This is a genomic window from Pseudomonas sp. NPDC089547, assembly GCF_050280665.1.
Lineage (GTDB): Bacteria > Pseudomonadota > Gammaproteobacteria > Pseudomonadales > Pseudomonadaceae > Aquipseudomonas.
On sequence record NZ_JBNNVS010000008.1, the window covers coordinates 24,055 to 46,708 of the forward strand.

The window sequence follows — 22,654 nt, forward strand, 5'->3', positions numbered from 1 at the left end:
GTGTCGCGATGGGTCGCGAAGCGGCCCCGGCAATCTGTGCTTCATCGACGATCCTGGGGCTGCTCCGCAGCCCATCGCGACACAAGGCCGCTCCTACAACGACCGCGCAGGCTGCTACTTGGCATATGCTAGACACATCGCCCGCCCAAAGGAGCTGCACATGGCCTGGTCCGCCACCCAGTATTCCCTGTTCGAAGATGAACGCACCCGCGCTGTGCGCGACCTGCTCGCTGCCATCCCGACCCCGCCCCGACCGGTGCGCCACGCCACCGACCTGGGCTGCGGCCCTGGTAATTCCACCGAAGTGCTACTGCAACGCTACCCCGACGCCCAGGTAACTGCACTGGACAGCGACCCCGACATGATCGACAAGGCCCGCGAGCGCAAACGGCTGTGCATCCCCCGGGTTCGCACGGCCATTGCTGACATCGCGGGCTGGTCCGCCCCGGAGCCACAGGACTTGATCCTGGCCAACGCCTCGCTGCAATGGGTACCCGACCACGCCTCGCTGTACCCGCACCTGGTTCGCCAGCTGAGCGAAGGTGCCAGCCTGGCCGTGCAAACCCCGGACAACCTCGACGAGCCGGCCCATCGGCAGTTGCGCGAGATTGCCAGCCGAGGCCCGTGGGCGGCAAAGTTCGCCGACTTCCACCTGCCACCACGGCACAGCGCGGCGTTCTACTACGACCTGCTCAGCCCGCTGTGCGCACGGGTGGATGTGTGGCGCACCACCTATCACCACCCTTTGCCAGGTGGCGCCGAAGCGGTGGTGGAATGGTTCAAGGGTTCGGCGTTGCGGCCTTATCTGGCCAGGCTTGATGAACAGGAGCAGGCCGACTTCCTGCAAATGTACCTGCAAGCCATGCAGCAGGACTACCCGCCTGCCACCGACGGCAAGGTGCTGTTGCCGTTCCCGCGGTTGTTCGTGATCGCTACCCGGTAGGGTGGCGCCAGCGCCAGGCCACGTAGCTGTAGATACCCAGGTTGAGCAGCAGCACAACACTGCCCAGCAGCAGCTGGATGTGCGGCGTCAGGCCGGCGGGGTAGATCAGCGGCCAGATGTAGTGCTCGACGAAGCCGCCTTGGTAGCCTGCGTCGCCGGCCGCGCTGCGCATGCGGTTTTCCCAGGTGGTGAGCGGGCAGCCCAGGTGCAGGCACTCCACCGCCAGGCCCCAGGCCAGGGCCGGCAGGTGCAGCAGCAGGGCAGGGCGCCACTTGAGCACCAGCAGGCCGCCGAACAGCACCAGCAGGATAAAGGCCAGGTGCAGCAGGACCAGGGTGTCGGCGGCAAGGCGGGAGAACATGGTTGAGTGCCCGGGCTGGAGGTAGTCCTAGCATAGTTGGGTTGCCTGTACTGGCCTCTTCGCGGGCTTGCCCGCTCCCACAGGTAATGCACAGCATTTGGAAGCTGTGGAGATCCTGTGGGAGCGGGCAAGCCCGCGAAGGGGCCGGCACAGGCTTACAAACCTTCCTCGACCATCTGCAAAAAGGTCGCCACAACCCGCCGCGTGCGCTGCTCGCTCAGGCACACCAGCGTCTCGGTCAAATGCCGCTGGCAATCCACAATCGGCAACGCACACACCCGCGCATCGGCGCCAAACTCCGCTGCCGACACCACCCCCACGCCAATCCCCACCACCACTGCTTCGCGCGCTGCCTCGCGGCCTTCCACCTGGATCGCCGGGCGAATCCGCAACCCGGCCCGTTGCATTTCTTCTTCCAGCGTCTGGCGCGTCACCGAGCCGGGCTCGCGCAGCACCAGCGGTGTGTCGTCCAGGTCGGCAAGGCTTATCGAGCCCCGGCTGGCCCAAGGGTGGTGATGCGAGACGAATGCGACCATCGGGTCGCGGCGCAGGGGCAGGCAATGCAACCGCTCATCGTCCACATCCCGGCCCAGCAGGGCCAGGTCAGCCTGGTAACTGAACAGCCGGGCCAGCGACTCGTCGGTGTTGCCGGTTTCGATCTTTACCTGGATGCCCGGGTAGCGCTGGCAGAAGCGGGCAATCTGCGGCAGCACGTGCACCGGTGCATCCACCGCCAGCACCAGGCTGCCGGTGTGCAGCGCACGCGAATCCTGCAACAGGTCATGGGCCTCGGCCTCGCAGGCGAACAGCCGCTGGCTGATACCCAGCAGGCGTTCGCCAAGGTCGGTGAGCTGCACTGAACGCTTGTTGCGGTGGAACAGCAATACGCCGAAGCGTTCCTCCAGCTTGCGCACCTGGTCCGACACCGCGGGCTGGGTAAGAAACAGCTTTTGCGCCGCGCGGGTAAAGCTGCCGTGCACGGCCACGGCATGGAAGGCCTTCAGTTGTGCGTGGGAAACCGACATGACCACCTCAGTAAAAAGCTGAGCTTATGTGTGAAATACGATAAATCGATTTTATTTATCTTAGCGCAACTGTTTCCATGCATGTCAGCCCGACGCTGGCACCACGAATGCCGCCAGGGCCATGGTGCCCACACGGTGCCACCTGACCCGATGACAGCCTCGTCATCGCTGTGCGTAACACAAGAACAAGACAGGCGTTTCTTCACATTCTGCCGGCACACTCAAGCAAGAGGTCAGACTTACATGAATCAATCCCTAGCCGCGTTCAAACGCTGGCGCATCCAGATTTTCGCCATCACCTGGCTGGCCTACGCCGCCTTCTACTTCACCCGCAAAGCGTTCTCGGTTGCCAAGCTGGGCATCGCCGAAGACCCCAGCTTCATGCTCGACAAGGCCGCCATGGCCAACCTCGACGCCATCTACCTGGCCGCGTATGCCGTAGGCCAGTTCACCTGGGGCATGCTTGCCGACCGCTTCGGCCCGCGCGTGGTGGTGCTGGGTGGGCTGCTGATTTCCGCAGTGGCGGCGGTGGTGATGGGCAGTTACGCCACCTTCCCGATCTTTGCTACCTGCATGCTGGTGCAGGGCCTGGCACAGTCCACCGGCTGGGCCGGCTTGTGCAAGAACATCGGCAGCTTCTTCCCGGCCGCGCAGCGCGGGCGGGTATTGGGGTTGTGGAGTTCCTGCTATGCCTTCGGCGGCCTGGTGGCTTCGCCGTTCGCCGGTTGGTGGGCCTATACCCTGGTCGGCAGCTGGCATGCGGCATTCTTCTCCAGCGCCGCCGTGGTGGCGCTGGTTGCCGTGCTGTTCTTCCTGCTGCAACGCAACAAGCCTGAAGACGTCGGCCTGCCGGCGGTGGAGCCCGAGCCGCAGAGCATGGCCCCGGCCGGCAACCTGTGCAGTGTGTGGGCGCCGCTGAAGGAAATTTTGCGCAACCGCACGGTGCTGACCCTGGGCCTGGCGTACTTCCTGTTGAAGCCTGCGCGCTACGCCATCCTGCTGTGGGGGCCGGTGATCGTCTTCGAGCAGATGCCCGAGGTGGGCAAGGTCGGTGCAGCCATTATCCCGACCGCCTTCGAACTGGCCGGGCTGCTCGGCCCGATCATCATCGGCCTGGCCTCCGACAAGCTGTTCGGCGCCCGGCGCATGCCGGCGTGTGTCATCAGCCTGGTGCTGCTGACCGTGACCCTGGCGGGCTTCATGGCGGCCATGCACACAGGCAACGTGATGCTGGTGGTGGCCTTGCTGTTCGTGATGGGCCTGACCTTGTACGGCCCGGACTCGATGATCAGCGGCGCTGCGGCCATTGACTTCGGCACCGCCAAGGCCGGCGCTACCGCGGCGGGCTTCGTCAATGGCTGCGGCTCGGTGGGGGCAGTACTGGGCGGGCTTCTGCCGGGGTACTTCGATGGCGTCACAGTGTTCATCGTGTTCGCTGGCTGCGCGCTGTTCTCGGCGCTGGTACTGCTGCCGCACTGGAACAGCCGCCCGGCCAGCACCGCGCAAAGTGCCGATGTTGCACCGAATACCAGCATGGCAATCAAGCCACTGCGTACCTGAAAGGAAAGCGCGAATGAGACCCTTCTGGCTGCAACAGGCCCTGGATTCGGCGCAGGAGGCGGTGTGCCCGCCGCTGCAAGGTGATAGCCGTTGCGATGTGTGCATCGTCGGCGGCGGCTATACCGGCCTGTGGACGGCACTGATGCTCAAGGAAGCAGTGCCGGCGCTGGATGTGGTGCTGATTGAAGCCGATATCTGCGGCGCCGGCGCCAGTGGCCGAAACGGCGGCTGCGCGTTGTCCTGGTCGGCCAAGTACTTCACCCTCGAGCGGCTGTTCGGGGTGGCCGAGGCGGTACGCCTGGTGCGCGAGTCGGAGCGCAGCATTGGTGACATCGGTGCATTCTGCGCGGCCAACGGTATCGACTGTGACTACCGCCTGGACGGCACGCTGTACACCGCGACCAACGCGGCTCAGGTTGGCGCAACCGACGGGGTGATTGCTGCGCTGGAGCACAAGGGTATCAATTCGTTCCGCCGCCTGCCGCTGGAGCAAGTGCAGCGCCTGGCCGGTTCGGCGCGGCACCTGGAGGGCTGGTTCTCGCCCGCCGCGGCCACGGTGCAGCCTGGCAAGCTGGTGCGCGGCCTGCGCCGGGTGGCGTTGCAGCGCGGCGTGCGCATCCATGAAGGCACGGCCATGACCGGCCTGGAGCACGGCGCCCCGGTGCAGGTGCGCACGGCCCACGGCACAGTGCGCGCTGACCGCGTGGTGTTGGGCCTGAATGCCTGGATGGCGCGGGCGTTCCCGCAGTTCGAGCGCAGCGTGGCAATTGTTTCCAGCGACATGGTGATTACCGAGCCGTGCCCCGACCTGCTGCGCGAGATCGGCCTGGACAGCGGCATCAGCGTGCTCGACTCGCGCATTTTCGTGCATTACTACCACAACACCTCCGACGGCCGGCTGATGCTCGGCAAGGGTGGCAATACTTTTGCCTATGGTGGGCGCATGCTGCCAGTGTTCGACCAGCCGTCGCCCTACCGGCCGCTGCTGCGCGAAAGCCTGGGCGGGTTCTTCCCGGCACTGGCCGATGTGCCGCTGGCCGCCAGCTGGAACGGGCCGTCGGACCGCTCGGTCACCGGTTTGCCGTTCTTCGGCCGGTTGAACGGGCAGGGCAATGTGTTTTACGGCTTTGGCTACTCCGGCAGTGGCGTCGGGCCGTGCCACATGGGTGGGCAGATTCTTTCGTCGCTTGCGTTGGGGCTGGACAACCCATGGACCCGCTCACCGTTGGTCAAGGGGCCAATGGGGCTGTTTCCGCCCGAGCCCATCCGCTACCTGGGTTCGCTGCTGGTGCGCAATGCCATCCGCCGCAAGGAGCGCGCCGAGGACCACGGTTTGCGGCCGCGCCGGCTGGATGTGCGCCTGGCGCGGTTTGCCGCGGCGGCAGGCAAAGCCGATAAAGGCTGATGAGATTTCTTGTCGATCCCGTGCCTGAGGGCGTATAAACTGCACCCACTTTTGGCCGGTCGCTTCCTGAACCGGCCGTTGAAACAAGAGAGTCGACATGGGCGCACAGTGGAAAGCCAAGCATAGAGAAACAGCAGCCAATGCCAAAGGCAAGGTCATGGGCAAGCTGTCCAAGGAAATCCAGATCGCTGCCAAGTCGGGCGCCGATCCCGACATGAACCCGCGTCTGCGCCTGGCCATCGTGCAAGCCAAGAAGGCCTCGATGACCCGCGAGACGCTGGAACGGGCGATTCGCAAGGGCGCCGGCCTGGACGGTGACTCCGTGCAGTACCACGCGGTCAGCTACGAAGGCTTCGCCCCGCACCAGGTACCGCTGATCGTCGAGTGCCTGACCGACAACGTCAACCGCACCGTTGCGCAAATCCGCGTACTGTTCCGCAAGGGCCAGCTGGGTGCGAGCGGTTCGGTGGCCTGGGACTTCAACCATGTCGGCCTGATCGAAGCCACTCCGGAAGGCGACGCCGACCCGGAAATGGCGGCTATCGAAGCCGGCGCACAGGACTTCGAGGAAGGTGAAGAAGAGGGTTCGACCCTGTTCATTACCGACACCACCGACCTGGACGCCGTGCAGAAGGCCCTGCCGGACCATGGCTTTACCGTGACCTCGGCAAAGATCGGCTACACCCCGAAAAACCCGGTGAGCGCGGCCAGCCTGAGCGCTGAAGCACTGGCTGAGGTTGAAGCGTTCCTCGAAGCGATCGACGAGAACGATGACGTGCAGAACGTGTACGTTGGTCTGACCGCCTAAAAAGCCGGGGCCGCGTTGCGGCCCATTCGCCGGCAAGCCAGCTCCCACAGGTACAGTGCAAGTCTTGAGACCTGTGGGAACCCTGTGGGAGCTGGCTTGCCGGCGATTGGCCATTTGCATCAGCTCAGGGGAGCCTGCATGAACCCCACCTTCGCCTCCCTCAGCCTCGCCCACCTGCGCACCCTCGACCACCTGCTCCAGCTGAAAAACCTCAGCCACGCCGCCGAGCGCCTGGGCGTCAGCCAGTCGGCCCTGAGCCGTCAGCTGGCCCACCTGCGCGATGCCTTCGATGACCCGCTGCTGGTGCGCCAGGGCCGTGGCTACGTACTGAGCGAACACGCCGAAGCCCTGGTCGAACCGCTGCGCCAGGTCCTTGAAGAACTGCACGCCTTGCGCCAGCCCGCCGTCTTCGACCCGGCACGCTGCGAGCGGCGCTTCTGCCTGGCCGCTTCGGACTATGTGGCTGAGCACATGCTGCCGCTGCTGGTGGCTGCACTGGAACGTGAAGCACCGGGTGTATCGCTTGAGTACCGTACCTGGCAGGCCGGCCAGTACGCCTTGCTGGCCAGCGGCGAAATCGACCTGGCCACCACCCTGTTCGACGAGTCGCCGCCCAACCTGCACGGGCGCCTGCTGGGCGAGGACCGCGCCGTTTGCCTGATGCGCCTCGACCACCCGCTTGCAGCCCATGCCGCGCTCAGCCAGGCCGATTACCTGGCGCACAAGCATGTGCGTATATCCGGCGGGGGAGACAAGGACAGCTTCATCGACCGCCACCTGCGCGCCCAGGGCCTGCAGCGCCGTGTGAGCCTGGAGGTGCCGTTTTTTTCCGCCACCGTAAAGGTCATTGCCAACAGCCAGGCCGTGGCCACTGTGCCCGAGCACATCGCCCGGCAACTGTGCCGCCTGCATGACCTGGCCTGGCGACCTCTGGCCTTCATCGACCACAGCCAGCGCTACTGGGTGGTGTGGCACCAGCGCCTGCAGGCTTCTGCCGAGCACCGCTGGTTGCGTAACCGGGTGTTCGAGCTTTGGCGACAGTCACAGTTCGGCGTGCAGGGTGGGCATGCGGGTTTGCCATAGCAGGTATGCGCGAAGCGGGGTTATTCGGTTTGGCATAGCTGCCTAGACTGGGGGCATTGTGTTGTCTGTAATGGCCCTTTCGCGGGTAACTCACAGGGTCTGCAAACTGTGGAGTACCTGTGGGAGCGGGTTCACCCGCGAAAGGGCCGGCGCAGGCAGTGAATGAACCACAGGAGCCGCCAAGTGACCCCCGAACAATTCCGCCAGTATGGCCACCAACTGATCGACCTGATTGCCGACTACCGCCAAACTGTTGGCGAGCGCCCGGTCATGGCCCAAGTCGAGCCCGGCTACCTCAAGGCCGCGTTACCCGCAACGGCGCCCCAGCAAGGCGAACCCTTCGAAGCCATCCTCGACGACGTCAACCAGCTGGTCATGCCCGGGCTGTCCCATTGGCAGCACCCGGACTTCTACGGCTATTTCCCTTCCAACGGCACGCTGTCCTCGGTACTCGGTGACTTCCTCAGCACCGGCCTGGGCGTGCTGGGCCTGTCGTGGCAATCCAGCCCGGCGCTGAGCGAGCTGGAAGAAACCACCCTCGACTGGCTGCGTCAGTTGCTCGGCCTGTCTGGTCAATGGAGCGGGGTCATCCAGGACACCGCTTCGACCAGCACCCTGGTGGCGCTGATCAGCGCCCGTGAACGCGCCACTGACTACGCATTGGTACGCGGCGGCCTGCAGGCCGAAGCCAAGCCTTTGATCGTGTATGTCAGCGCCCACGCCCACAGTTCGGTGGACAAGGCGGCGTTGCTGGCGGGTTTTGGTCGCGACAACATCCGCCTGATCCCCACTGACGAACACTACGGCCTGCGCCCGCAAGCATTGCAGGCGGCGATCGAACAGGACCTGGCTGCCGGCAACCAGCCCTGCGCTGTGGTTGCCACCACGGGTACCACCACCACCACGGCCCTCGACCCGCTGCGCCCGATTGGCGAAATCGCCCAGGCTCATGGGCTGTGGCTACATGTGGACTCGGCCATGGCCGGTTCCGCGATGATCCTGCCCGAGTGCCGCTGGATGTGGGACGGCATCGAGCTGGCCGACTCGGTAGTAGTCAACGCGCACAAGTGGCTGGGTGTAGCCTTCGATTGCTCCATCTACTACGTACGTGACCCGCAGCATCTGATCCGGGTAATGAGCACCAACCCCAGCTACCTGCAATCGGCAGTTGATGGTGAGGTGAAGAACCTGCGTGACTGGGGTATTCCACTCGGCCGGCGGTTCCGTGCGCTGAAGCTGTGGTTCATGCTGCGCAGCGAGGGCGTTGAGGCGTTGCAGGAGCGCTTGCGGCGCGACCTGGCCAACGCCCAGTGGCTGGCGGGGCAGGTTGGGGCTGCTGCCGGGTGGGAGGTGTTGGCGCCGGTGCAGTTGCAGACCTTGTGCATTCGCCATCGGCCGGCGGGGCTGGATGGCGAGGCGCTGGATGCGCACACCAAAGCCTGGGCGCAGCGGCTGAATGCGTCTGGAGATGCGTATGTGACGCCAGCGACGCTGGATGGGCAGTGGATGGTGCGGGTTTCGATCGGAGCGCTGCCTACTGAGCGCGAGCATGTCGAGAAACTCTGGGAGAAGCTGCAAGACGTGGTCAAAGGCTGAGAGCGGGTAGTCAGCCTTCTGCAAACACTGCCCGCAGGTGTGCCCTGTAGCTGTCGAACGCGGCAATTGCCCCTGCCACTACCTCTGCCTCTTCCTGCTCATCCAGCACCACGCTATCGAGCGTGGCAACAAACTCGCGCCACTGCAGCGCCCGGCCACTCGGTGGCGGCGCCAGGTGGCGGGCGCCCAGGTCGCCATCCAGCCCCAGGCGCTGGGTGTGCTTGAACAGAAACGCTGCGCCCAGGTTCGACCCTTCACTGCAATACAACCAGCCTAGCGCCTGGGTCGGGCTGGCGCACACCGGGTGAGGGCGCGGTGGCAGTGGCAGGCCCAAGTCTCGCAAATCGGCCTCGACCGCCGCAAAGCGCGACAGCTCGACCAGCCCGGGCAGGCGCCGGTTGAGCTGTTCGTCCTGATACAACGCCAACAGGCTGCCGTGAAACCGGTATTGCACCTGCAGGAAGCGGCCATAACGCTCACGGTCCTGGAACGGGCGTGCGGCCATCACCAGTTGATCGACGCTGTCATGGTCCCGGCTGCTGGCCGCCTTCAAACGTTTGCAGCGGCCTTGCTCCATGAAAGTGACGGGGGCAGCGGTCATCGGCGTATCCTTGGCAAGTGGTCAGTAAGCGCATGATGCTTGCCATCGCTGGGGGGCGGCAAGCACCGCACTTGCAGGTTAGCCCAGGGCCGCCGCCTGCTGCAGGTTAAGCGAGCGGGTTTCCGGTGCCAGCGCCCAGGACAGCAGCAGGCCGAAGAAGGTGATGGCAGCCGCCACGTACATGGTCTGTGCAATGCCCAGCACATCCAGTGACATCGGCACCAGGTAAGTCCCTACCGCAGCCCCGATGCGCGAGATGGAGGTGCCCATGCCCACAGCGAAGGCGCGAATCTCGGTGGGGAAGATTTCGTTCGGGTACACCAGCGTAAGCACCTGGGCACCGCCAATGAACAATGCATACAAGGCAAAGAACAGCAGAATCCAGATGCCCGCGCTGCTGTGCAGCGCGCCCAGGCACAACAAGGCCACGCCCGACACCAGGAAGCTGTAGAGCAGCAGGTTGCGCCGGCCGATGACGTTGATCAGCCGGGTGGCGAGCATGCAACCGACCACGAAGAACAACGTGATCAGTACCGAGCCGATCGAGGCGCTGTCGCCTTTCACGTTCAGCGCCGCCAGCACCTTGGGTGCAAACGCGTACACCGAGAACAGCGGGATGATGCAGCAGGTCCAGAACACGATGACAAACAGCATGCGCTTGCCATAACCGGCATACAGCAGGCTCCAGATGTTCACCTTGTGCTGGGTGCTTTGCTCGGGCAGGTTGCGCAGGGAAAAATCGTTGCCGTACACCGCCTTGATCACCTGCTCCGCCTCTGCACTGCGGCCTTTGCTGAGCAGCCAGCGTGGTGATTCGGGTGTACCGATACGTACCACGAAAAGGGCAAGGCCGATGCTGGCGGAGCTGGCCAGTACCAGGCGCCAGGCGTCCTCGGCGCCACTGCGCAGCAGCAGTTCGCCGACAATGTAAGCCGTTGCGGCACCGGCAAACCACAGGATGGTGAGCATGGCCAGGCGGGGGCCGCGGTACTTCTTGGGCATGAACTCGACCAGCAGCGAGGTGGCTACCGGGTACTCGATGCCGACGGCAATGCCGATCACCAGCCGCAGCAGGAAGATGGCCAGCGCCGAGTCGACCCAGAACTGCCCAAGCGATGCAACGATGAACAGGGTGGGCCCGACAAAGAACAGGCGCTTGCGTCCAAGCCGGTCGGTCAGCCAGCCGCCGAGAAAGCCGCCGAAGAAAATGCCGATCAACGCCGAGGCGGCGATCAGGCCTTCCCAGTAACTGTTCAACGACAATGCCGTGCTGATGTGCGCCAGGGCGACGCCGATGATGCTCAGCACATAGCCATCGACGAACGAGCCGCCGCCAGAGCGCAAGGTGAGCAGTTTGTGAAACCTGTTTAGCGGTACATCTTCAACTGAAATTGCAGGATTTGTCATTCTTGTCTCCCGATATGGGTTTTCGAGTAGGAAGGGGGCAGCGCGGCAGCCAAAGCGGAGCCGTGAAGCCATCTCGAAAATTCAGTGATCGATGGCTATATGATTGTTTTTATTGTGGGTACCGGTAACGGTGTGTTCAGCAACCTTCCGCTTGCGCTCCTTGTTTCTCAGATTTCATAACGCACTTCTTTGGAAGGTGGGTGGCCGAAGAACGCACTGTAGGACCTGCTGAAATGAGTACACGACACAAAGCCGCAGGCAATGGACACATCGAAGATCGATGCGTTGGAGTTCTGGATCAGGCGCCGCGCTTCGGTAATGCGCAGCTGGAAGTAGTACTTCTGCGGGGTGGTCTCCAGTTGGTCCTTGAACAGCCGCTGCACCTGGCGCACCGACAGGCCGACGGCCTGGCACAGTTGCGCGGGTGACAGCGGCTCCTCCAGGTTGGCCTCCATCAGCGTGATGATTTCGCGCAGGGGCCGGCTGACCTTCGGTTGCAGCGGCTTCTGAATGCTGCGAAACCTGCTTTGATCATGGTCCAGCGTGTCGAGCACCGCATCGGCCAGCGCCTGGTTGCAACCGATGTTCAGCCACTGCAGCATCATTTCGAAGGCGCCGGCCGGCGACGCGGCGGTCAGCCGGTCGCGGTCGAGCACCAGCGCATCGTGGGTGACCATGGCGTGTGGCACGCGTTCGGCCAGGGCAATCCGCTGTTCCGGGTGGATCGCGCAGCGGTAGCCATCGAGCAGGCCAGCACTGCCCAGGTACCAGGCGCCGTTCCACAAACCGCCAAGCACCACGGGGAACCTGGCCAGCCGTTTCAGTAGCGCGGTCAGCCAGCCGGGTACCGTACGGGCGGCACGCAGGCCGCCGCAGACCACCATGATGTCGAGGTCGCACAAGCGCACATCGGTCAGCGGCGTGTCTGGCCGTATGGGTATGGCCAGGTCGCTCATGACTTCGTTGTGGTTGTGGCTGAAGGTGTGCACGCGGATCGAGCCGGGGGCGATCAGGTTGGCAGTAACCAACACATCTAGGGCCTGGGTGAAACTGGGCAGGGAAAAGTTTTCCAGTAGCAGAAAACCAACCCGCGAGGGCGCGGGCCGCGCTACCGAGTGTGCCATGAAGCCCAGGTTGCGCTCTTTGAATGTGTGGCTGAATGCTCTTGTCGTTATTGTCATGGGTCACCCAGGCGCTGGCGTACAGGTCGGGGCTAATGTAAGAGCGTGCCGGATATAAAGTCCAACGACATTTACACAGTTAGAACAATAACCTCATGTTATTGCAGGGGGGCGATGTTTCGCATAACCCAAGGTAATGCGTAAAGTAATTTAAGTGCGGATGTGTTTTTTCGGCTGCTGTGTACGATTGAATTGTCCAGTACGCGGAATGAGGAGCGCACATCAGGATGTCGCAGCGGCAAGTTGACCCCGATACCGTGTTACTTCGCATGCCTTCGTTGCGTGCTGTTAAAGCATTTGTTGCCGCTGCCAAGTACCAGAGTTTTACCCGGGCTGCAGAAGCGCTGTGCGTGTCGCAGGCAGCCATCAGCCGCCAGGTGCGCGAACTGGAAACCTACCTGAGTGCGCGGTTGTTCGAACGCGTGGGCCGTACGGTTGAGCTCACGCCTGCCGGTTCGGTGTTTTTCGAGGCGTCGCAGTTGTCGTTCGTGAACATTGCCCAGGCGGCGGAGCGCATTCGGCGTACCCCCCAGGAAAAACAGGTGCTGACCATTTGTTGCTCCCCGGCGTTTTCCGCCTTCTGGTTGTCGCAGCACATCAATGCGTTTCGTGCCGACAACCCGGATATCGAACTTAGCCTGATCACTACGCAGAACTTCCAGACGCGCGAGCCGGGTGTTGAGCCGGATGTGATCATCTCCAAGTTCGCCAATATGGGCGAAGGCTACACGCTGTACCCATTGTGCCATGACGTGATTTACCCGGTGTGCACGCCTGAATACCTGCGCCAGCACCCTGGGATCGACACCCTGGAGGGCCTGCGCAACAGCGCATTGCTGGAGTTGAGCCCCTATGGCCGGGCGGGCGTGGCCGAGCATGTGGACTGGCGCGTATGGCTGGCATTCCACAACGTGGATATCGATGGGCGTGGGGCCGAAAGCCCGCCGCTGTTCCACGCCAACGACTACAGCCTGATCATCAACATGGTACTGGCCAACCAGGGCATTGCACTGGGCTGGAACCAGTTGGTAGCCGGCCTGGTCGAGCAGGGCCGGCTGATCAGGCCGGTGGGTGAGCAAATGACGTTGCGCAACAGCCTGCATTACCTGGCCTGTCGGGAAAAAGACAATCACGACACCTGCGTGCGGGTGAGGGACTGGATACTTTCAGAGTTTGCCCGGTAGGTACGTTGAAATAGCCAGACTGATGCATGACGTTGAGTAATGGGTTTGGCGTTGAAAATGTCGTTTGTAGTGGTCGCCAGGCGTGGCTTAGTGTGCTGTGAAGTTGCAGGATTTTAGTTAAAACAACAAGGGTTTGGTCATTGCCGCCCATTGTCATGAACTGCGAGTGGCTGGAGGATAATAATGAATAGCAATGAAACCGTCATCGGTCTGATCAATCAACGCAAGCCGCGCCATGTATTGCCCCGTGAACTGTATCTGGACGCTGACGTATATCGCCACGACCTTGAACAGATCTGGCACAAGGACTGGGTGTTTGCCGGCCATACATTCGAGATCCCCAAGGCAGGCCAGTATTTCACCCTGCAGATTGGCGACTACCCGGTAGCGGTGGTGCGTGGCAAGGATGGCGAAGTGCGCGCCTTCCACAATGCCTGCCGCCACCGCGGTGCCAAAGTGTGCGAGCACGCCAACGGTAAAGTGGCCAAGCTGGTGTGCCCGTACCACAAGTGGACATTCGAGCTGGACGGCAACCTGATCTATGCCGGCAACATGGGCGCGGACTTCGACAAGACCCAATACAACCTCAAGCCGGTGCATGTGGAAATCGTCCACAGCTACATCTACGTGTGTGTGGCGCAACAGGCACCGGACTTCAACAGCTTCCGTGCCTCGGTAAGCCCCTTCATTGCCCCCCATGGGCTGGAAAACTGCAAGGTCGCCTTCGAGTCCAACCTGATCGAGAAGGGCAACTGGAAGCTGGTGTTCGAAAACAACCGCGAATGCTACCACTGCGACGGTACCCATCCGGAGCTGCTCAACTCGTTCGTCGAGAACCTGTCGGTGGCCGGCGTGGGCGGTGATGACGACCCTGAACTGGTTGCCCACTGGACCCGTTGCGAGGCGGCCGGCATGCCCAGCCGCCTGGTCATGGACCCGCTGGGGCGCTTCCGCATGACCCGCATTCCGCTTTCCGCGGGTGCCGTCAGCTACACCATGGATGGCAAGCCCGCCGTGAACGGGCGGCTGGACAAGAGTGGCGAGGCAGATATCGGCGCGCTGTTGTATTTCAACTATCCGTCTACCTGGAACCACTTCCTGGGCGACCATGCGCTCAGCTTCCGCGTGCTGCCGATCGGGCCGGGAGAAACGCTGGTAACGACCAAGTGGCTGGTGCCGGAGTCGGCGGTGGAAGGGGTTGACTACGATCTGGATCGGCTGACCAAGGTATGGCTGGCGACCAACGACCAGGACCGCCGCCTGGTGGAAGGTACGCATGCGGGTGTGTCGTCGCCGGCCTATGAACCCGGGCCGTTCTCGGAAAATGCTGAAAACGGCGTGTGCCAGTTCGATGACTGGTACTGCGCGACCATGCTGGAGCGCTTGAGTGGGCGCGTGCTGTTGAAATCGGTGGTTTGACCCACTGGGCAACATGGATATCGCTGCGGATGGCACCGGCTTTGCCGGTGTTCGCGGCTAAAGCCGCTCCCACAGGTACCGCGTTAACTCAAAGCTTGCGCAATCCCTGTGGGAGCGGGCATGCCCGCGAAACAGGCGACGCGGTGGATGGCACCGGCTTTGCCGGTGTTCGCGGCGGTTCGACGCCTCGACGCGCCCGCTCCCACAGAGATTGCGCAGGGCTCAGGCTTATGCAGTCCTGTGGGAGCGGCTTTAGCCGCGAAAGGGCCGGTACAGGCAATACAGTAACCACGGACTGATTTACCATGGCAGGCGCTTTCACGTTACCAAGGAATCAGCCATGAGTACCCCCCAGTTCCGCACCCCCACCGCCGCAGACGCCGAGCGCTGCTACGCCATTGAAATCGGCGCCTATGAAGGCGACGAGGCGGCCACCCTGGAGAAGATCCGCACCCGTATCGCACAGTATCCGCAGGGCTTCCTGATCCTGGAAAGCGCAGGCGAGATTGTCGGTTTCATCAACAGCGGCTGCGCCCACGAAGTTGTCATGTCGGATGAAGACTTCAAGGAACTGGTCGGCCATGACCCGGCAGCCTTGAACGTGGTGATCATGTCGGTAGTGGTAGACCCGGTACACCAGGGGAAAGGGTACGCCAAGCTGTTGATGGATGAATTCATCAACCGCATGAAGGCGTCGGGCAAGCAGACCATTCACCTGATGTGCAAGGACCAGCATGTAGCGCTGTACGAGAAGCTGGGGTACCAGTATGTGAAGCCGTCGCCGTCGGACCACGGCGGCATGGCGTGGCATGAGATGCTCATGGTTTTGTAACCGCATCTACGCTTCAGGTGTAGCGGCCAAACAGGCCGTGGATCACTTCCCACAGGGGCCTGCTGAGTGATCTTGATTCATTACCGACAAAAGGACCTGAACCTTGGCCAACCCGGCAGCCGCCCATACCTCTCGCCAAGCCACTTGCATCGCCTTGCTGGTCGCCATCACCTTTTTCATGGAAAACCTCGACGCTACCGTCATCGCCACGGCACTGCCGCAAATGGCCAGCGACTTCGGCGAAAACGCTGTAAGCCTGAACATTGGTATCAGTGCCTACTTGCTGGCGGTAGCCGTGTTCATCCCGTTGAGCGGCTGGCTGGCCGACCGTTTCGGCCCGCGGCAGGTGTTTGCCGGGGCCATCGGCCTGTTTACTGTCGCTTCGTTGCTGTGCGGCATGGCGCCGAATCTGGAATCCTTCGTTGCCGCCCGGGTACTGCAAGGCATTGGCGGTGCCCTGATGGTTCCGGTGGGCCGGCTGGTGGTGCTGCGAACAACCGAGAAGAAAGACCTGGTGAAAATGCTCGCGGTGATCACCTGGCCCGGCCTGGTGGCGCCGGTACTGGGCCCGCCGCTGGGTGGCCTGATTGTCACCCACTGGTCGTGGCCGTGGATTTTCTACCTGAACATCCCACTTGGGTTGCTGGCCATTGCGGCGGCCTGGTGGTTGATTCCCAATGCGCGCTCAGCTGAGACGCGGCGCTTCGACACGCTGGGTTTCGTGTTCCTGGCATCGGCTTGCGCAGCGTGGCTGGTTGGCCTGGAAATGCTCGGTTCGCTGGCCGGTGGCAGCCTGGGTGCCGGGCTTGCGCTGGTGTCGCTGGGCGGGTTGCTGACCTGGCTGGCGATGCGTCACTGTCAGCGCCATCCTGCCGCGCTGTTGCCACTGGATACCCTGGCTATCCCTACGTTCAGGGTCAGCATCGTGGGCGGTACCTTGTTTCGTTTGTCGATCAGTGCCTTGCCGTTCCTGATCCCGTTGCTGCTGCAGATCGGCTTTGGCCTGTCGCCAGTGGATGCGGGGCTGCTGGTACTGGCGATCTTTGCTGGCAACCTGGCAATGAAGCCGTTCACCACCGGCTTGCTGCGGCGCTATGGCTTTCGCCGCGTGTTGCTGGTCAATGGCCTGATTGGCGTTGGCTGCATCCTGGCTTGCCTGGGCTTGCAGCAGGGCATGCCGTGGTACTGGATGGCGTTGGTGTTGTTCGTGGGCGGGCTTTCGCGTTCGATGCAGTTCACCACCTACAACGCTGTCGGCTTCGCTGATGTGCCCAAGGCGCAGATGGGCGAGGCTTCGACGCTGTTCAGCATGTGCTTCCAGTTGGCGATGGCATTGGGGGTGGCGGTGGTGGCGCTGTTGCTACGCGTGGCGATGATGGTGCGCGGTGCTGAAAGCGAACTGACAGTCAGCGACTTCCACTGGGCGTTGATTGGCGTTGCGTTGATTGCCTGTGTGGCATTGGCGGATGCCATGCGTTTGCCGAGCAACGCCGGTGAGCAAGTCTTGCGCACCTGACGGCAGAGGCGCGCGCCTACAACGCATCACGTAGCTGGATCACGCCATCAAGCGCCAGCGCCTGTGCCGAGTAGCACAGGCCGATGCGTCGGCGCAGGTCCAGTTGTGGCATGGGTTCCATGTGCACGCCACGGTGCTCGGCAGCCAGCGACTCTGGCACGATCGCGGCGCCCAGGCCTGCGGCAACCAGCTCCAGGGCCAGGGCGAAGGTCTGTGCTTCTGCTACCAGCGTGCCGCTGTAGAAAGGTTGCAAGCGCTGATGGCTGGGCTGCGCCGGGCAGGTGATCCACTGGGCCTCGGTGTTTACCTGCGGCGCAGTCGCCAGCACGAACCGGTCGTTGTGCAGCGGCAGGAACAGCTCATCTTCACAACGCAACTCCTCGCTGGCTAGCCGCACCGCACCCATGCAACCGGTTACCAGTTGCAGACGCACCGCAGGCTGGATGGCCGCCGCGGCCAGCACCACCTTGCCCAGCACTGCCGCACTCACATCCTGCTCGACACCCATCTGCAACGGCGTGCGTTCACGGTCGCCCTTGAAGCGGCCAAGCAAGCGGTTGGCATCGGCGACCATGCGCTGTGCTTCGGGGTACAACGCACGTGCGTCCTCGGTCACCTCCACGCCGCGGGTCTGGCGCACGAACAGCGTGGTGCCCAGGGTTTGTTCCAACGCCCTGATGCTGCCGGAAAGCGCCGGTTGGCTAAGGTGTATCGAGCGTGCGGCGGCGGTGATGTTGCGCGCTTCGAACACGGCGATGAAGGCGCGAAGCTGGCGGTAATCCATGGGGTACCCATAAGTGATGCTGATGGCTGCGAAAGGAATTTCCCGTTTTTCGCAAGAAATTCTGGCTTCTATACTCGCTCTATTTCTAACCCATAGGCAAATTGGATAACAGGACGGTGACCATGACCCACTCTCATAAACCCTTGGTAGTCATTACCGGTGCCAGCTCTGGCATTGGCCTGGCCACCGCCAAACTGCTGTCCAGCCGCGGCCACGCGCTGTTGCTGTTGTCCCGTCGTTTGGCGCCGATGCAGCAACTGCAATTGCCAGACACGCTGGCGCTGGCGGTCGATGTAACCGACCGCGCTGCCGTGCTGGGCGCCGTGGCCGAGGCCGAAGCGCGTTTTGGCCCGGTAGATGCGATCATCAACAATGCGGGCGTGATGCTGCTGGGCAACATCACCACCCAGGATCCGCAACAGTGGGACCGCATGCTCGACGTCAACGTACGCGGGCTGCTCAACGGTATCCATGCGGTGGCCAGCGGCATGGTCCAGCGCAAGCAAGGCACCATCATCAACGTCAGCTCCGTGGCCGGGCGCAAGGCTTTTCCCAACCATGTCGCCTACGTCGGCACCAAGTTCGCAGTCACTGGCCTGTCGGAAAACCTGCGCGAAGAGTTGGCACCCAGCAACGTACGGGTGATTACCATCGAGCCGGGCGCGGTGGACACCGAACTGCTCAGCCATACCACCGATGACGCCATCAAGGACGGCTACAACGACTGGAAGCAGGAAATGGGCGGGGTACTCACGGCCGAGACCATTGCCGAGACCATCGCCTTTGCCTATGGCCAGCCGCAATCGGTGTGCATTCGGGAAATCGTGGTGTGTGCTACCCGCCAGCAGGCGTGACTGGGGCCGCAAAGCGGCCCCAGTGGCAGTCTATTTGCCGCTGACTAGCTGAAGCGCCAGTTGGTTGTGGCGTTCCAGCACGCGTGGCAGGTCGACGGTGGCCAGCTGGCCGTCCTTCACCACCACGCGGCCGTTGATCACGCTGGTATGCACTTGGGTAGGGGTGCAGAACACCAGTGCCGCCAGCGGGTCGTGATGGCCGCCGGCATAGGCCACGTGGCCCAGGTCGAAGGCGACGAAGTCGGCAACCATGCCGGGGGCAAGGGCGCCGATGTCATTGCGGTTTAGCACCTTGGCGCCGCCCAGGGTGGCGATTTCCAGTGCTTCGCGTGCGGTCATCGCGTCGGGGCCGAAGCCAACCCGCTGCAGCAGCAGGGCCTGGCGCACTTCACCGATCATGCTGGCGCCATCGTTGGACGCCGAGCCATCGACCCCCAGGCCCACGGGCACACCGTGGTCGCGCATCTTGCGCACCGGGGCGATGCCCGAGGCCAGGCGCATGTTCGAACACGGGCAGTGGGCGACACCGGTGCCGGTACGGGCGAACAGCTCGATGCCGTGCTGGTCCAGCTGCACACAATGTGCGTGCCACACATCGTGGCCGACCCAGCCGAGGTCTTCGGCGTATTCGGCGGGGGTCATGCCGAACTTTTCGCGGCTGTAGGCGATGTCGTTGACGTTCTCGGCCAGGTGGGTGTGCAACGACACCCCGTACTGGCGCGCCAGCACCGCCGCTTCGCGCATCAGGTCACGGCTGACCGAAAACGGTGAGCACGGCGCCACCACGATACGGCGCATCGAGCCGTGGCTGGCATCGTGGTAGTCCTCGATCAGGCGCTGGGATTCCTTGAGGATGTCAGCCTCCTTTTCCACCACCGAATCAGGCGGCAGGCCGCCCTGGCTCTGGCCCACGCTCATGCTGCCGCGCGCGGCATGGAAGCGCATGCCGATCTCGGCGGCAGCGTGGATGCTGTCGTCGAGCTTGCAGCCGTTGGGGTAGATGTACAGGTGGTCGCTGGAGGTGGTGCAGCCGGACAGGATCAGTTCGGCCATGGCGGTCTGGGTCGACACCGCGATCATCTCGGGGGTCAGGCGTGCCCAGATCGGGTACAGGTTGGTCAGCCAGTTGAACAGCTCGCCGTCCTGGGCGGCCGGCACCACGCGGGTGAGGCTCTGGTACATGTGGTGGTGGGTGTTGACAAGGCCCGGGATGACCACTTTGCCGGCCATGTCGAGGATGACGTCGGCATGCTGTGGCAGGGTATCGCTGGGGCCGACCTGCTTGATCAGGTTGCCTTCGATGAACAGGCCACCATTCTTGATCTCGCGGCGCTCGCCGTCCATGGTGACCAACAGTGCGGCGTTCTTGACCAGTAACGTTTTTGCAGCATTTGTAGATGACATGGCTAAAGCCTGCGCAATACGCACCGGCGATTACCGATGTCATAGGCGCAGGGCATTGTAAGCAAGGTTTTTGTGGATTGTATACAGCCTCTGTCAGCCTGTGCCGGCCCTGTGGGAGCGGGTTTACCCGCGAAGAGGCCGGCACAGGCTTTACAAGCGGTGCGTCACTCAGCCATCTGCAACTCCGGCAACTTTACCCGGAACGCCCGGGTAAGCCCCATCAGCACCACCAGTCCCATGCCCATCCAGCACAGGCCGATGGTGAACGACAGGCTGGTCAGGCTGCTCCACAGCCACAGCGTGCTGAGAAAGCCCAGGCCTGGAATGGCGCCATACATCAGGACGTTGCGGCCGCCGCTCAGCTTCTGGTCGACCAGGTAGTGCTTGACCACCGCCAGGTTCACCGCCGAGAAGGCGAACAAGGCGCCAAAGCTGATCATGTTGGCGACGGTGTCCAGGGTGATTACCAGGGCGATCAGCGACAGCAGGCTGACCAGCAGGATGGCTGTGGCCGGCACGCGCTTTTTCGTCACCAGCTGGCCGAACACCCGCGGCAGCGCACCATCACGGCCCATGGCGAACAGCACGCGCGAAACGCTGGCCTGGGAGACCATGGCCGAGGCGAAACAGCCCGCCACGTAGGTGGCGGTGAAGCCGGTCACCAGCAGCTCGCCGCCTACCCGGCGCATCACATCCACAGAGGCCGAGTCCGGGTCGGCAAAGCTGCCCCAGTCAGGGAACACCATCTGCGCGCAATACGACACCACCAGGAACAGCAAGCCGCCAATCAGCGACACGGCCAGGATCGCCATCGGAATGCGATAGGTCGGGTTGCTGGTTTCTTCGGCCATGGTCGAAACCGCATCAAAACCCAGGAACGACAGGCACAGCACGGCCGCACCGGTCATGATCAGCGGCACGCTGAAGCCCTCGTGGTGGAAGGGGGACAGCAGCGACACCGGCTCCGCCTGGCCAGTGAGCTGGAGAACGGACAGGGCAACAAACACCACGATGAACACCAGTTGCATCACAACCAGGATCCAGTTGACCCGGGTGATCGACTCGATGCCAATCAGGTTGAGGAAGGTAACCAGGGCGATGGAGCCCGCCACCCATACCCAGGCGTGGATGGCCGGGAAGTATTCCGACATGTAGATGCCGATCAGCAGGTAGCTCAGTAGCGGCAGGAAGATGTAGTCGAGCAGTAGCGTCCAGCCGGCAATGAAGCCGATGTGGCTGCCGAACGCCTTGCGGGTGTAGGTGTAGACCGAGCCGGAATAAGGGTGGGCCTGGACCATGCGGCCGTAGCTGTAGGCGGTCAGCAGCATGGCGGCGAGGGTAAGCAGGTAAGCGGTGGGCAGGTGCCCTTTGGTCATCTGGGTGACCAGCCCGTAGGTGGTGAATACCGCCAGGGGGACCATGTAGGCCAGGCCGAACAGCACCAGGGCGGTCATCCCCATGGACTTGCGGAAGCGGCCGGTGCCGGGGCCGGGTTGCGAGGGGCCATGCAGGGCGGGGTTATGGGCTGTACTTGTTGTTGTATGCATTGCTAACTCCTGGAAAAGGATGCAGGGCACCGCAGTACGCGAGCAGGCTCGCTACCGATGGTGGGTGTGCAAGGAGGTCGAGCGCAGGGCTCGCAGCGCTGGGGCGGTTTGATGCTCCCACACCCTGTAGGTGCCCGGAATCACCCTTTGGGGTGAGCCGCCGTGGGTTGCCGCAATGGGGCCTTGGCCGCTCACCCCAAAGGGTGATTTCGGTGCAGGCAACGCCATGGGAGTATCTGGTCAACCACGCACCGCACAGGCGGCGGTGCCACTACTTGAAACGGCAGGCCCACAGTGACTAATCAATTGCTTTCAGAACAGTGGTTCGAGCACCTGGCCAAGGTCACCGAGGCGATCGGCCGGCCGGGCTTTGCCGCCAACCTGTTTGCCGCACTTGGCGTGATCCGCCCGATCCAGGCGACCACGGTGTACCTGTACCCGCATGACGGCATGCCTTGTGCGCTGTTCGAGCAGGACGACAAGGCGCCCTGGCAGCCCGAGGGCAATGTCAGCCGCTACCTGTCAGGCTTCTACCTGCTCGACCCGTTCTACGGGGCCTGTGTGGAGCAGGTCGAGTCCGGGTGCTATGGCCTGTTCGAAGTGGCACCCGACCACTTCGAGGTCAGCGAGTACTACCAGTCGTTCTACCGGCACTCGCACCTGGAGGATGAACTCAACTACATCCTCCAGGTGGCGCCGGGGCAGAGCCTGGCGGTGTCGCTGGCGTTCACCGACAAACTGGATGCGCAAACCCGCGAGCTGTTCGGGCGCATCACGCCTTGGGTACTGGCAGTGCTTAGCAAGCACTTCGCCGGGCTGGACAGCCGCACCGGGCGCTTCGAGAACGTCCTCGAACAACGTATCCATGCCGCGCTGAACAACTTCGGCAGCTCGCTGCTGACCGAGCGTGAATGCCGTATCGCCCAGTTGATCCTGCGCGGCCACTCGACCAAGTCCCTGGCCGAACGCCTGGGGGTGTCGGAAGACACCATCAAGTCGCACCGCAAGAACGTCTACGCCAAGCTCGACATTGGCACCCAGTCCGAGCTGTTTTCCCTGTTCATCGACGCGCTGGCCAATGCCCAGGGCGTGCTGGGCAAGGACCCGCTGGAAAGCTATATGGGCAAGCTGCGCTGAGCGCCGG

Annotated in this window: 20 protein-coding genes; 12 read left to right on the forward strand and 8 right to left on the reverse strand. The window is 63.0% G+C overall.

The window, feature by feature from the left end:
- Positions 1-160 precede the first annotated feature (160 nt).
- A complete protein-coding gene (gene tam, locus ACQKPZ_RS07845) occupies positions 161-943 on the forward strand; it encodes a trans-aconitate 2-methyltransferase (protein WP_427536696.1) in 783 nt (260 codons plus the stop codon).
- Here tam and ACQKPZ_RS07850 read toward each other — a convergent pair.
- Positions 933-1,304 (reverse strand): DUF2784 domain-containing protein, encoded by a 372-nt coding sequence (locus ACQKPZ_RS07850; protein ID WP_391135709.1) that lies wholly within the window; start codon positions 1,302-1,304, stop codon positions 933-935. The two genes, tam and ACQKPZ_RS07850, sit on opposite strands and share 11 nt — an antisense overlap.
- A gap of 155 nt (positions 1,305-1,459) precedes the next feature.
- The gene (locus ACQKPZ_RS07855) at positions 1,460-2,329 is read right to left on the reverse strand and encodes a LysR substrate-binding domain-containing protein (protein ID WP_403199201.1); all 870 of its coding nucleotides are present in this window, start codon (positions 2,327-2,329) and stop codon (positions 1,460-1,462) included.
- A 243-nt stretch (positions 2,330-2,572) separates the two neighbouring features.
- On the opposite strand from ACQKPZ_RS07855, the gene ACQKPZ_RS07860 reads away from it, so the two are divergent.
- From ACQKPZ_RS07860 to ACQKPZ_RS07880, 5 genes are all read left to right on the forward strand, one after another.
- Positions 2,573-3,889 (forward strand): MFS transporter, encoded by a 1,317-nt coding sequence (locus ACQKPZ_RS07860; protein WP_427536698.1) that lies wholly within the window; start codon positions 2,573-2,575, stop codon positions 3,887-3,889.
- 13 nt (positions 3,890-3,902) lie between these two features.
- On the forward strand, positions 3,903-5,294 hold the full coding sequence (locus ACQKPZ_RS07865; protein ID WP_427536700.1) for an FAD-dependent oxidoreductase: 1,392 nt from the start codon (positions 3,903-3,905) through the stop codon (positions 5,292-5,294).
- A gap of 97 nt (positions 5,295-5,391) precedes the next feature.
- Complete coding sequence (locus tag ACQKPZ_RS07870) at positions 5,392-6,102, forward strand: YebC/PmpR family DNA-binding transcriptional regulator (RefSeq protein ID WP_427536702.1); 711 nt, start codon at positions 5,392-5,394, stop codon at positions 6,100-6,102.
- A 138-nt stretch (positions 6,103-6,240) separates the two neighbouring features.
- The gene (locus ACQKPZ_RS07875) at positions 6,241-7,185 is read left to right on the forward strand and encodes a LysR family transcriptional regulator (RefSeq protein WP_391135724.1); all 945 of its coding nucleotides are present in this window, start codon (positions 6,241-6,243) and stop codon (positions 7,183-7,185) included.
- A gap of 183 nt (positions 7,186-7,368) precedes the next feature.
- Positions 7,369-8,781 carry a DOPA decarboxylase gene (locus ACQKPZ_RS07880; protein WP_427536704.1) on the forward strand — a complete coding sequence of 471 codons (1,413 nt, stop codon included), beginning with the start codon at positions 7,369-7,371 and terminating at the stop codon, positions 8,779-8,781.
- A 10-nt stretch (positions 8,782-8,791) separates the two neighbouring features.
- On the opposite strand, the gene ACQKPZ_RS07885 is transcribed toward ACQKPZ_RS07880, so the two are convergent.
- From ACQKPZ_RS07885 to ACQKPZ_RS07895, 3 genes are all read right to left on the reverse strand, one after another.
- A complete protein-coding gene (locus ACQKPZ_RS07885) occupies positions 8,792-9,382 on the reverse strand; it encodes a biliverdin-producing heme oxygenase (RefSeq protein WP_427536705.1) in 591 nt (196 codons plus the stop codon).
- A gap of 78 nt (positions 9,383-9,460) precedes the next feature.
- Positions 9,461-10,789 carry an MFS transporter gene (locus ACQKPZ_RS07890; RefSeq protein ID WP_427536707.1) on the reverse strand — a complete coding sequence of 443 codons (1,329 nt, stop codon included), beginning with the start codon at positions 10,787-10,789 and terminating at the stop codon, positions 9,461-9,463.
- A 167-nt stretch (positions 10,790-10,956) separates the two neighbouring features.
- On the reverse strand, positions 10,957-11,970 hold the full coding sequence (locus tag ACQKPZ_RS07895; protein ID WP_427536709.1) for a GlxA family transcriptional regulator: 1,014 nt from the start codon (positions 11,968-11,970) through the stop codon (positions 10,957-10,959).
- Positions 11,971-12,239: 269 nt separating this feature from the next.
- Here ACQKPZ_RS07895 and ACQKPZ_RS07900 point away from each other — a divergent pair, with 269 nt between their 5' ends.
- The 4 genes from ACQKPZ_RS07900 (at position 12,240) to ACQKPZ_RS07915 (ending at position 16,921) form a co-directional block, all read left to right on the forward strand.
- Positions 12,240-13,154: a LysR family transcriptional regulator gene (locus ACQKPZ_RS07900; protein ID WP_427536711.1), complete on the forward strand. Its 915-nt coding sequence runs from the start codon at positions 12,240-12,242 to the stop codon at positions 13,152-13,154.
- Between the two features lie 183 nt (positions 13,155-13,337).
- Complete coding sequence (locus ACQKPZ_RS07905) at positions 13,338-14,573, forward strand: aromatic ring-hydroxylating oxygenase subunit alpha (protein WP_427536713.1); 1,236 nt, start codon at positions 13,338-13,340, stop codon at positions 14,571-14,573.
- 340 nt (positions 14,574-14,913) lie between these two features.
- A complete protein-coding gene (locus tag ACQKPZ_RS07910) occupies positions 14,914-15,405 on the forward strand; it encodes a GNAT family N-acetyltransferase (RefSeq protein ID WP_427536715.1) in 492 nt (163 codons plus the stop codon).
- 103 nt (positions 15,406-15,508) lie between these two features.
- Positions 15,509-16,921, forward strand: coding sequence for an MFS transporter (locus ACQKPZ_RS07915; RefSeq protein ID WP_427536717.1), 1,413 nt, complete (start codon positions 15,509-15,511; stop codon positions 16,919-16,921).
- Positions 16,922-16,937: 16 nt separating this feature from the next.
- Here ACQKPZ_RS07915 and ACQKPZ_RS07920 read toward each other — a convergent pair whose 3' ends face one another.
- Positions 16,938-17,705 carry a LysR family transcriptional regulator gene (locus ACQKPZ_RS07920; RefSeq protein WP_427536719.1) on the reverse strand — a complete coding sequence of 256 codons (768 nt, stop codon included), beginning with the start codon at positions 17,703-17,705 and terminating at the stop codon, positions 16,938-16,940.
- A gap of 122 nt (positions 17,706-17,827) precedes the next feature.
- Here ACQKPZ_RS07920 and ACQKPZ_RS07925 point away from each other — a divergent pair, with 122 nt between their 5' ends.
- On the forward strand, positions 17,828-18,559 hold the full coding sequence (locus tag ACQKPZ_RS07925) for an SDR family oxidoreductase (protein WP_427536721.1): 732 nt from the start codon (positions 17,828-17,830) through the stop codon (positions 18,557-18,559).
- Between the two features lie 30 nt (positions 18,560-18,589).
- Here the strand turns inward: ACQKPZ_RS07925 and ACQKPZ_RS07930 are convergent, their stop codons facing one another.
- Both ACQKPZ_RS07930 and ACQKPZ_RS07935 read right to left on the reverse strand, forming a co-directional pair.
- Positions 18,590-19,963, reverse strand: coding sequence for an 8-oxoguanine deaminase (locus ACQKPZ_RS07930; protein WP_427536723.1), 1,374 nt, complete (start codon positions 19,961-19,963; stop codon positions 18,590-18,592).
- 164 nt (positions 19,964-20,127) lie between these two features.
- The gene (locus ACQKPZ_RS07935) at positions 20,128-21,510 is read right to left on the reverse strand and encodes an APC family permease (RefSeq protein WP_427536726.1); all 1,383 of its coding nucleotides are present in this window, start codon (positions 21,508-21,510) and stop codon (positions 20,128-20,130) included.
- A 294-nt stretch (positions 21,511-21,804) separates the two neighbouring features.
- On the opposite strand from ACQKPZ_RS07935, the gene ACQKPZ_RS07940 reads away from it, so the two are divergent.
- Positions 21,805-22,647: a helix-turn-helix domain-containing protein gene (locus ACQKPZ_RS07940; protein WP_391135762.1), complete on the forward strand. Its 843-nt coding sequence runs from the start codon at positions 21,805-21,807 to the stop codon at positions 22,645-22,647.
- Positions 22,648-22,654: the final 7 nt, after the last annotated feature.

What these genes read in the sequence shown, in the direction of transcription:
- tam (WP_427536696.1), top strand. Translation starts at nt 161, where the DNA reads ATGGCCTGGTCCGCCACCCAGTATTCCCTGTTCGAAGATGAACGCACC.
- ACQKPZ_RS07850 (WP_391135709.1), bottom strand. Translation starts at nt 1,304, where the DNA reads ATGTTCTCCCGCCTTGCCGCCGACACCCTGGTCCTGCTGCACCTGGCC.
- ACQKPZ_RS07855 (WP_403199201.1), bottom strand. Translation starts at nt 2,329, where the DNA reads ATGTCGGTTTCCCACGCACAACTGAAGGCCTTCCATGCCGTGGCCGTG.
- ACQKPZ_RS07860 (WP_427536698.1), top strand. Translation starts at nt 2,573, where the DNA reads ATGAATCAATCCCTAGCCGCGTTCAAACGCTGGCGCATCCAGATTTTC.
- ACQKPZ_RS07865 (WP_427536700.1), top strand. Translation starts at nt 3,903, where the DNA reads ATGAGACCCTTCTGGCTGCAACAGGCCCTGGATTCGGCGCAGGAGGCG.
- ACQKPZ_RS07870 (WP_427536702.1), top strand. Translation starts at nt 5,392, where the DNA reads ATGGGCGCACAGTGGAAAGCCAAGCATAGAGAAACAGCAGCCAATGCC.
- ACQKPZ_RS07875 (WP_391135724.1), top strand. Translation starts at nt 6,241, where the DNA reads ATGAACCCCACCTTCGCCTCCCTCAGCCTCGCCCACCTGCGCACCCTC.
- ACQKPZ_RS07885 (WP_427536705.1), bottom strand. Translation starts at nt 9,382, where the DNA reads ATGACCGCTGCCCCCGTCACTTTCATGGAGCAAGGCCGCTGCAAACGT.
- ACQKPZ_RS07890 (WP_427536707.1), bottom strand. Translation starts at nt 10,789, where the DNA reads ATGACAAATCCTGCAATTTCAGTTGAAGATGTACCGCTAAACAGGTTT.
- ACQKPZ_RS07895 (WP_427536709.1), bottom strand. Translation starts at nt 11,970, where the DNA reads ATGACAATAACGACAAGAGCATTCAGCCACACATTCAAAGAGCGCAAC.
- ACQKPZ_RS07900 (WP_427536711.1), top strand. Translation starts at nt 12,240, where the DNA reads ATGCCTTCGTTGCGTGCTGTTAAAGCATTTGTTGCCGCTGCCAAGTAC.
- ACQKPZ_RS07905 (WP_427536713.1), top strand. Translation starts at nt 13,338, where the DNA reads ATGAATAGCAATGAAACCGTCATCGGTCTGATCAATCAACGCAAGCCG.
- ACQKPZ_RS07910 (WP_427536715.1), top strand. Translation starts at nt 14,914, where the DNA reads ATGAGTACCCCCCAGTTCCGCACCCCCACCGCCGCAGACGCCGAGCGC.
- ACQKPZ_RS07920 (WP_427536719.1), bottom strand. Translation starts at nt 17,705, where the DNA reads ATGGATTACCGCCAGCTTCGCGCCTTCATCGCCGTGTTCGAAGCGCGC.
- ACQKPZ_RS07925 (WP_427536721.1), top strand. Translation starts at nt 17,828, where the DNA reads ATGACCCACTCTCATAAACCCTTGGTAGTCATTACCGGTGCCAGCTCT.
- ACQKPZ_RS07930 (WP_427536723.1), bottom strand. Translation starts at nt 19,963, where the DNA reads ATGTCATCTACAAATGCTGCAAAAACGTTACTGGTCAAGAACGCCGCA.
- ACQKPZ_RS07935 (WP_427536726.1), bottom strand. Translation starts at nt 21,510, where the DNA reads ATGCATACAACAACAAGTACAGCCCATAACCCCGCCCTGCATGGCCCC.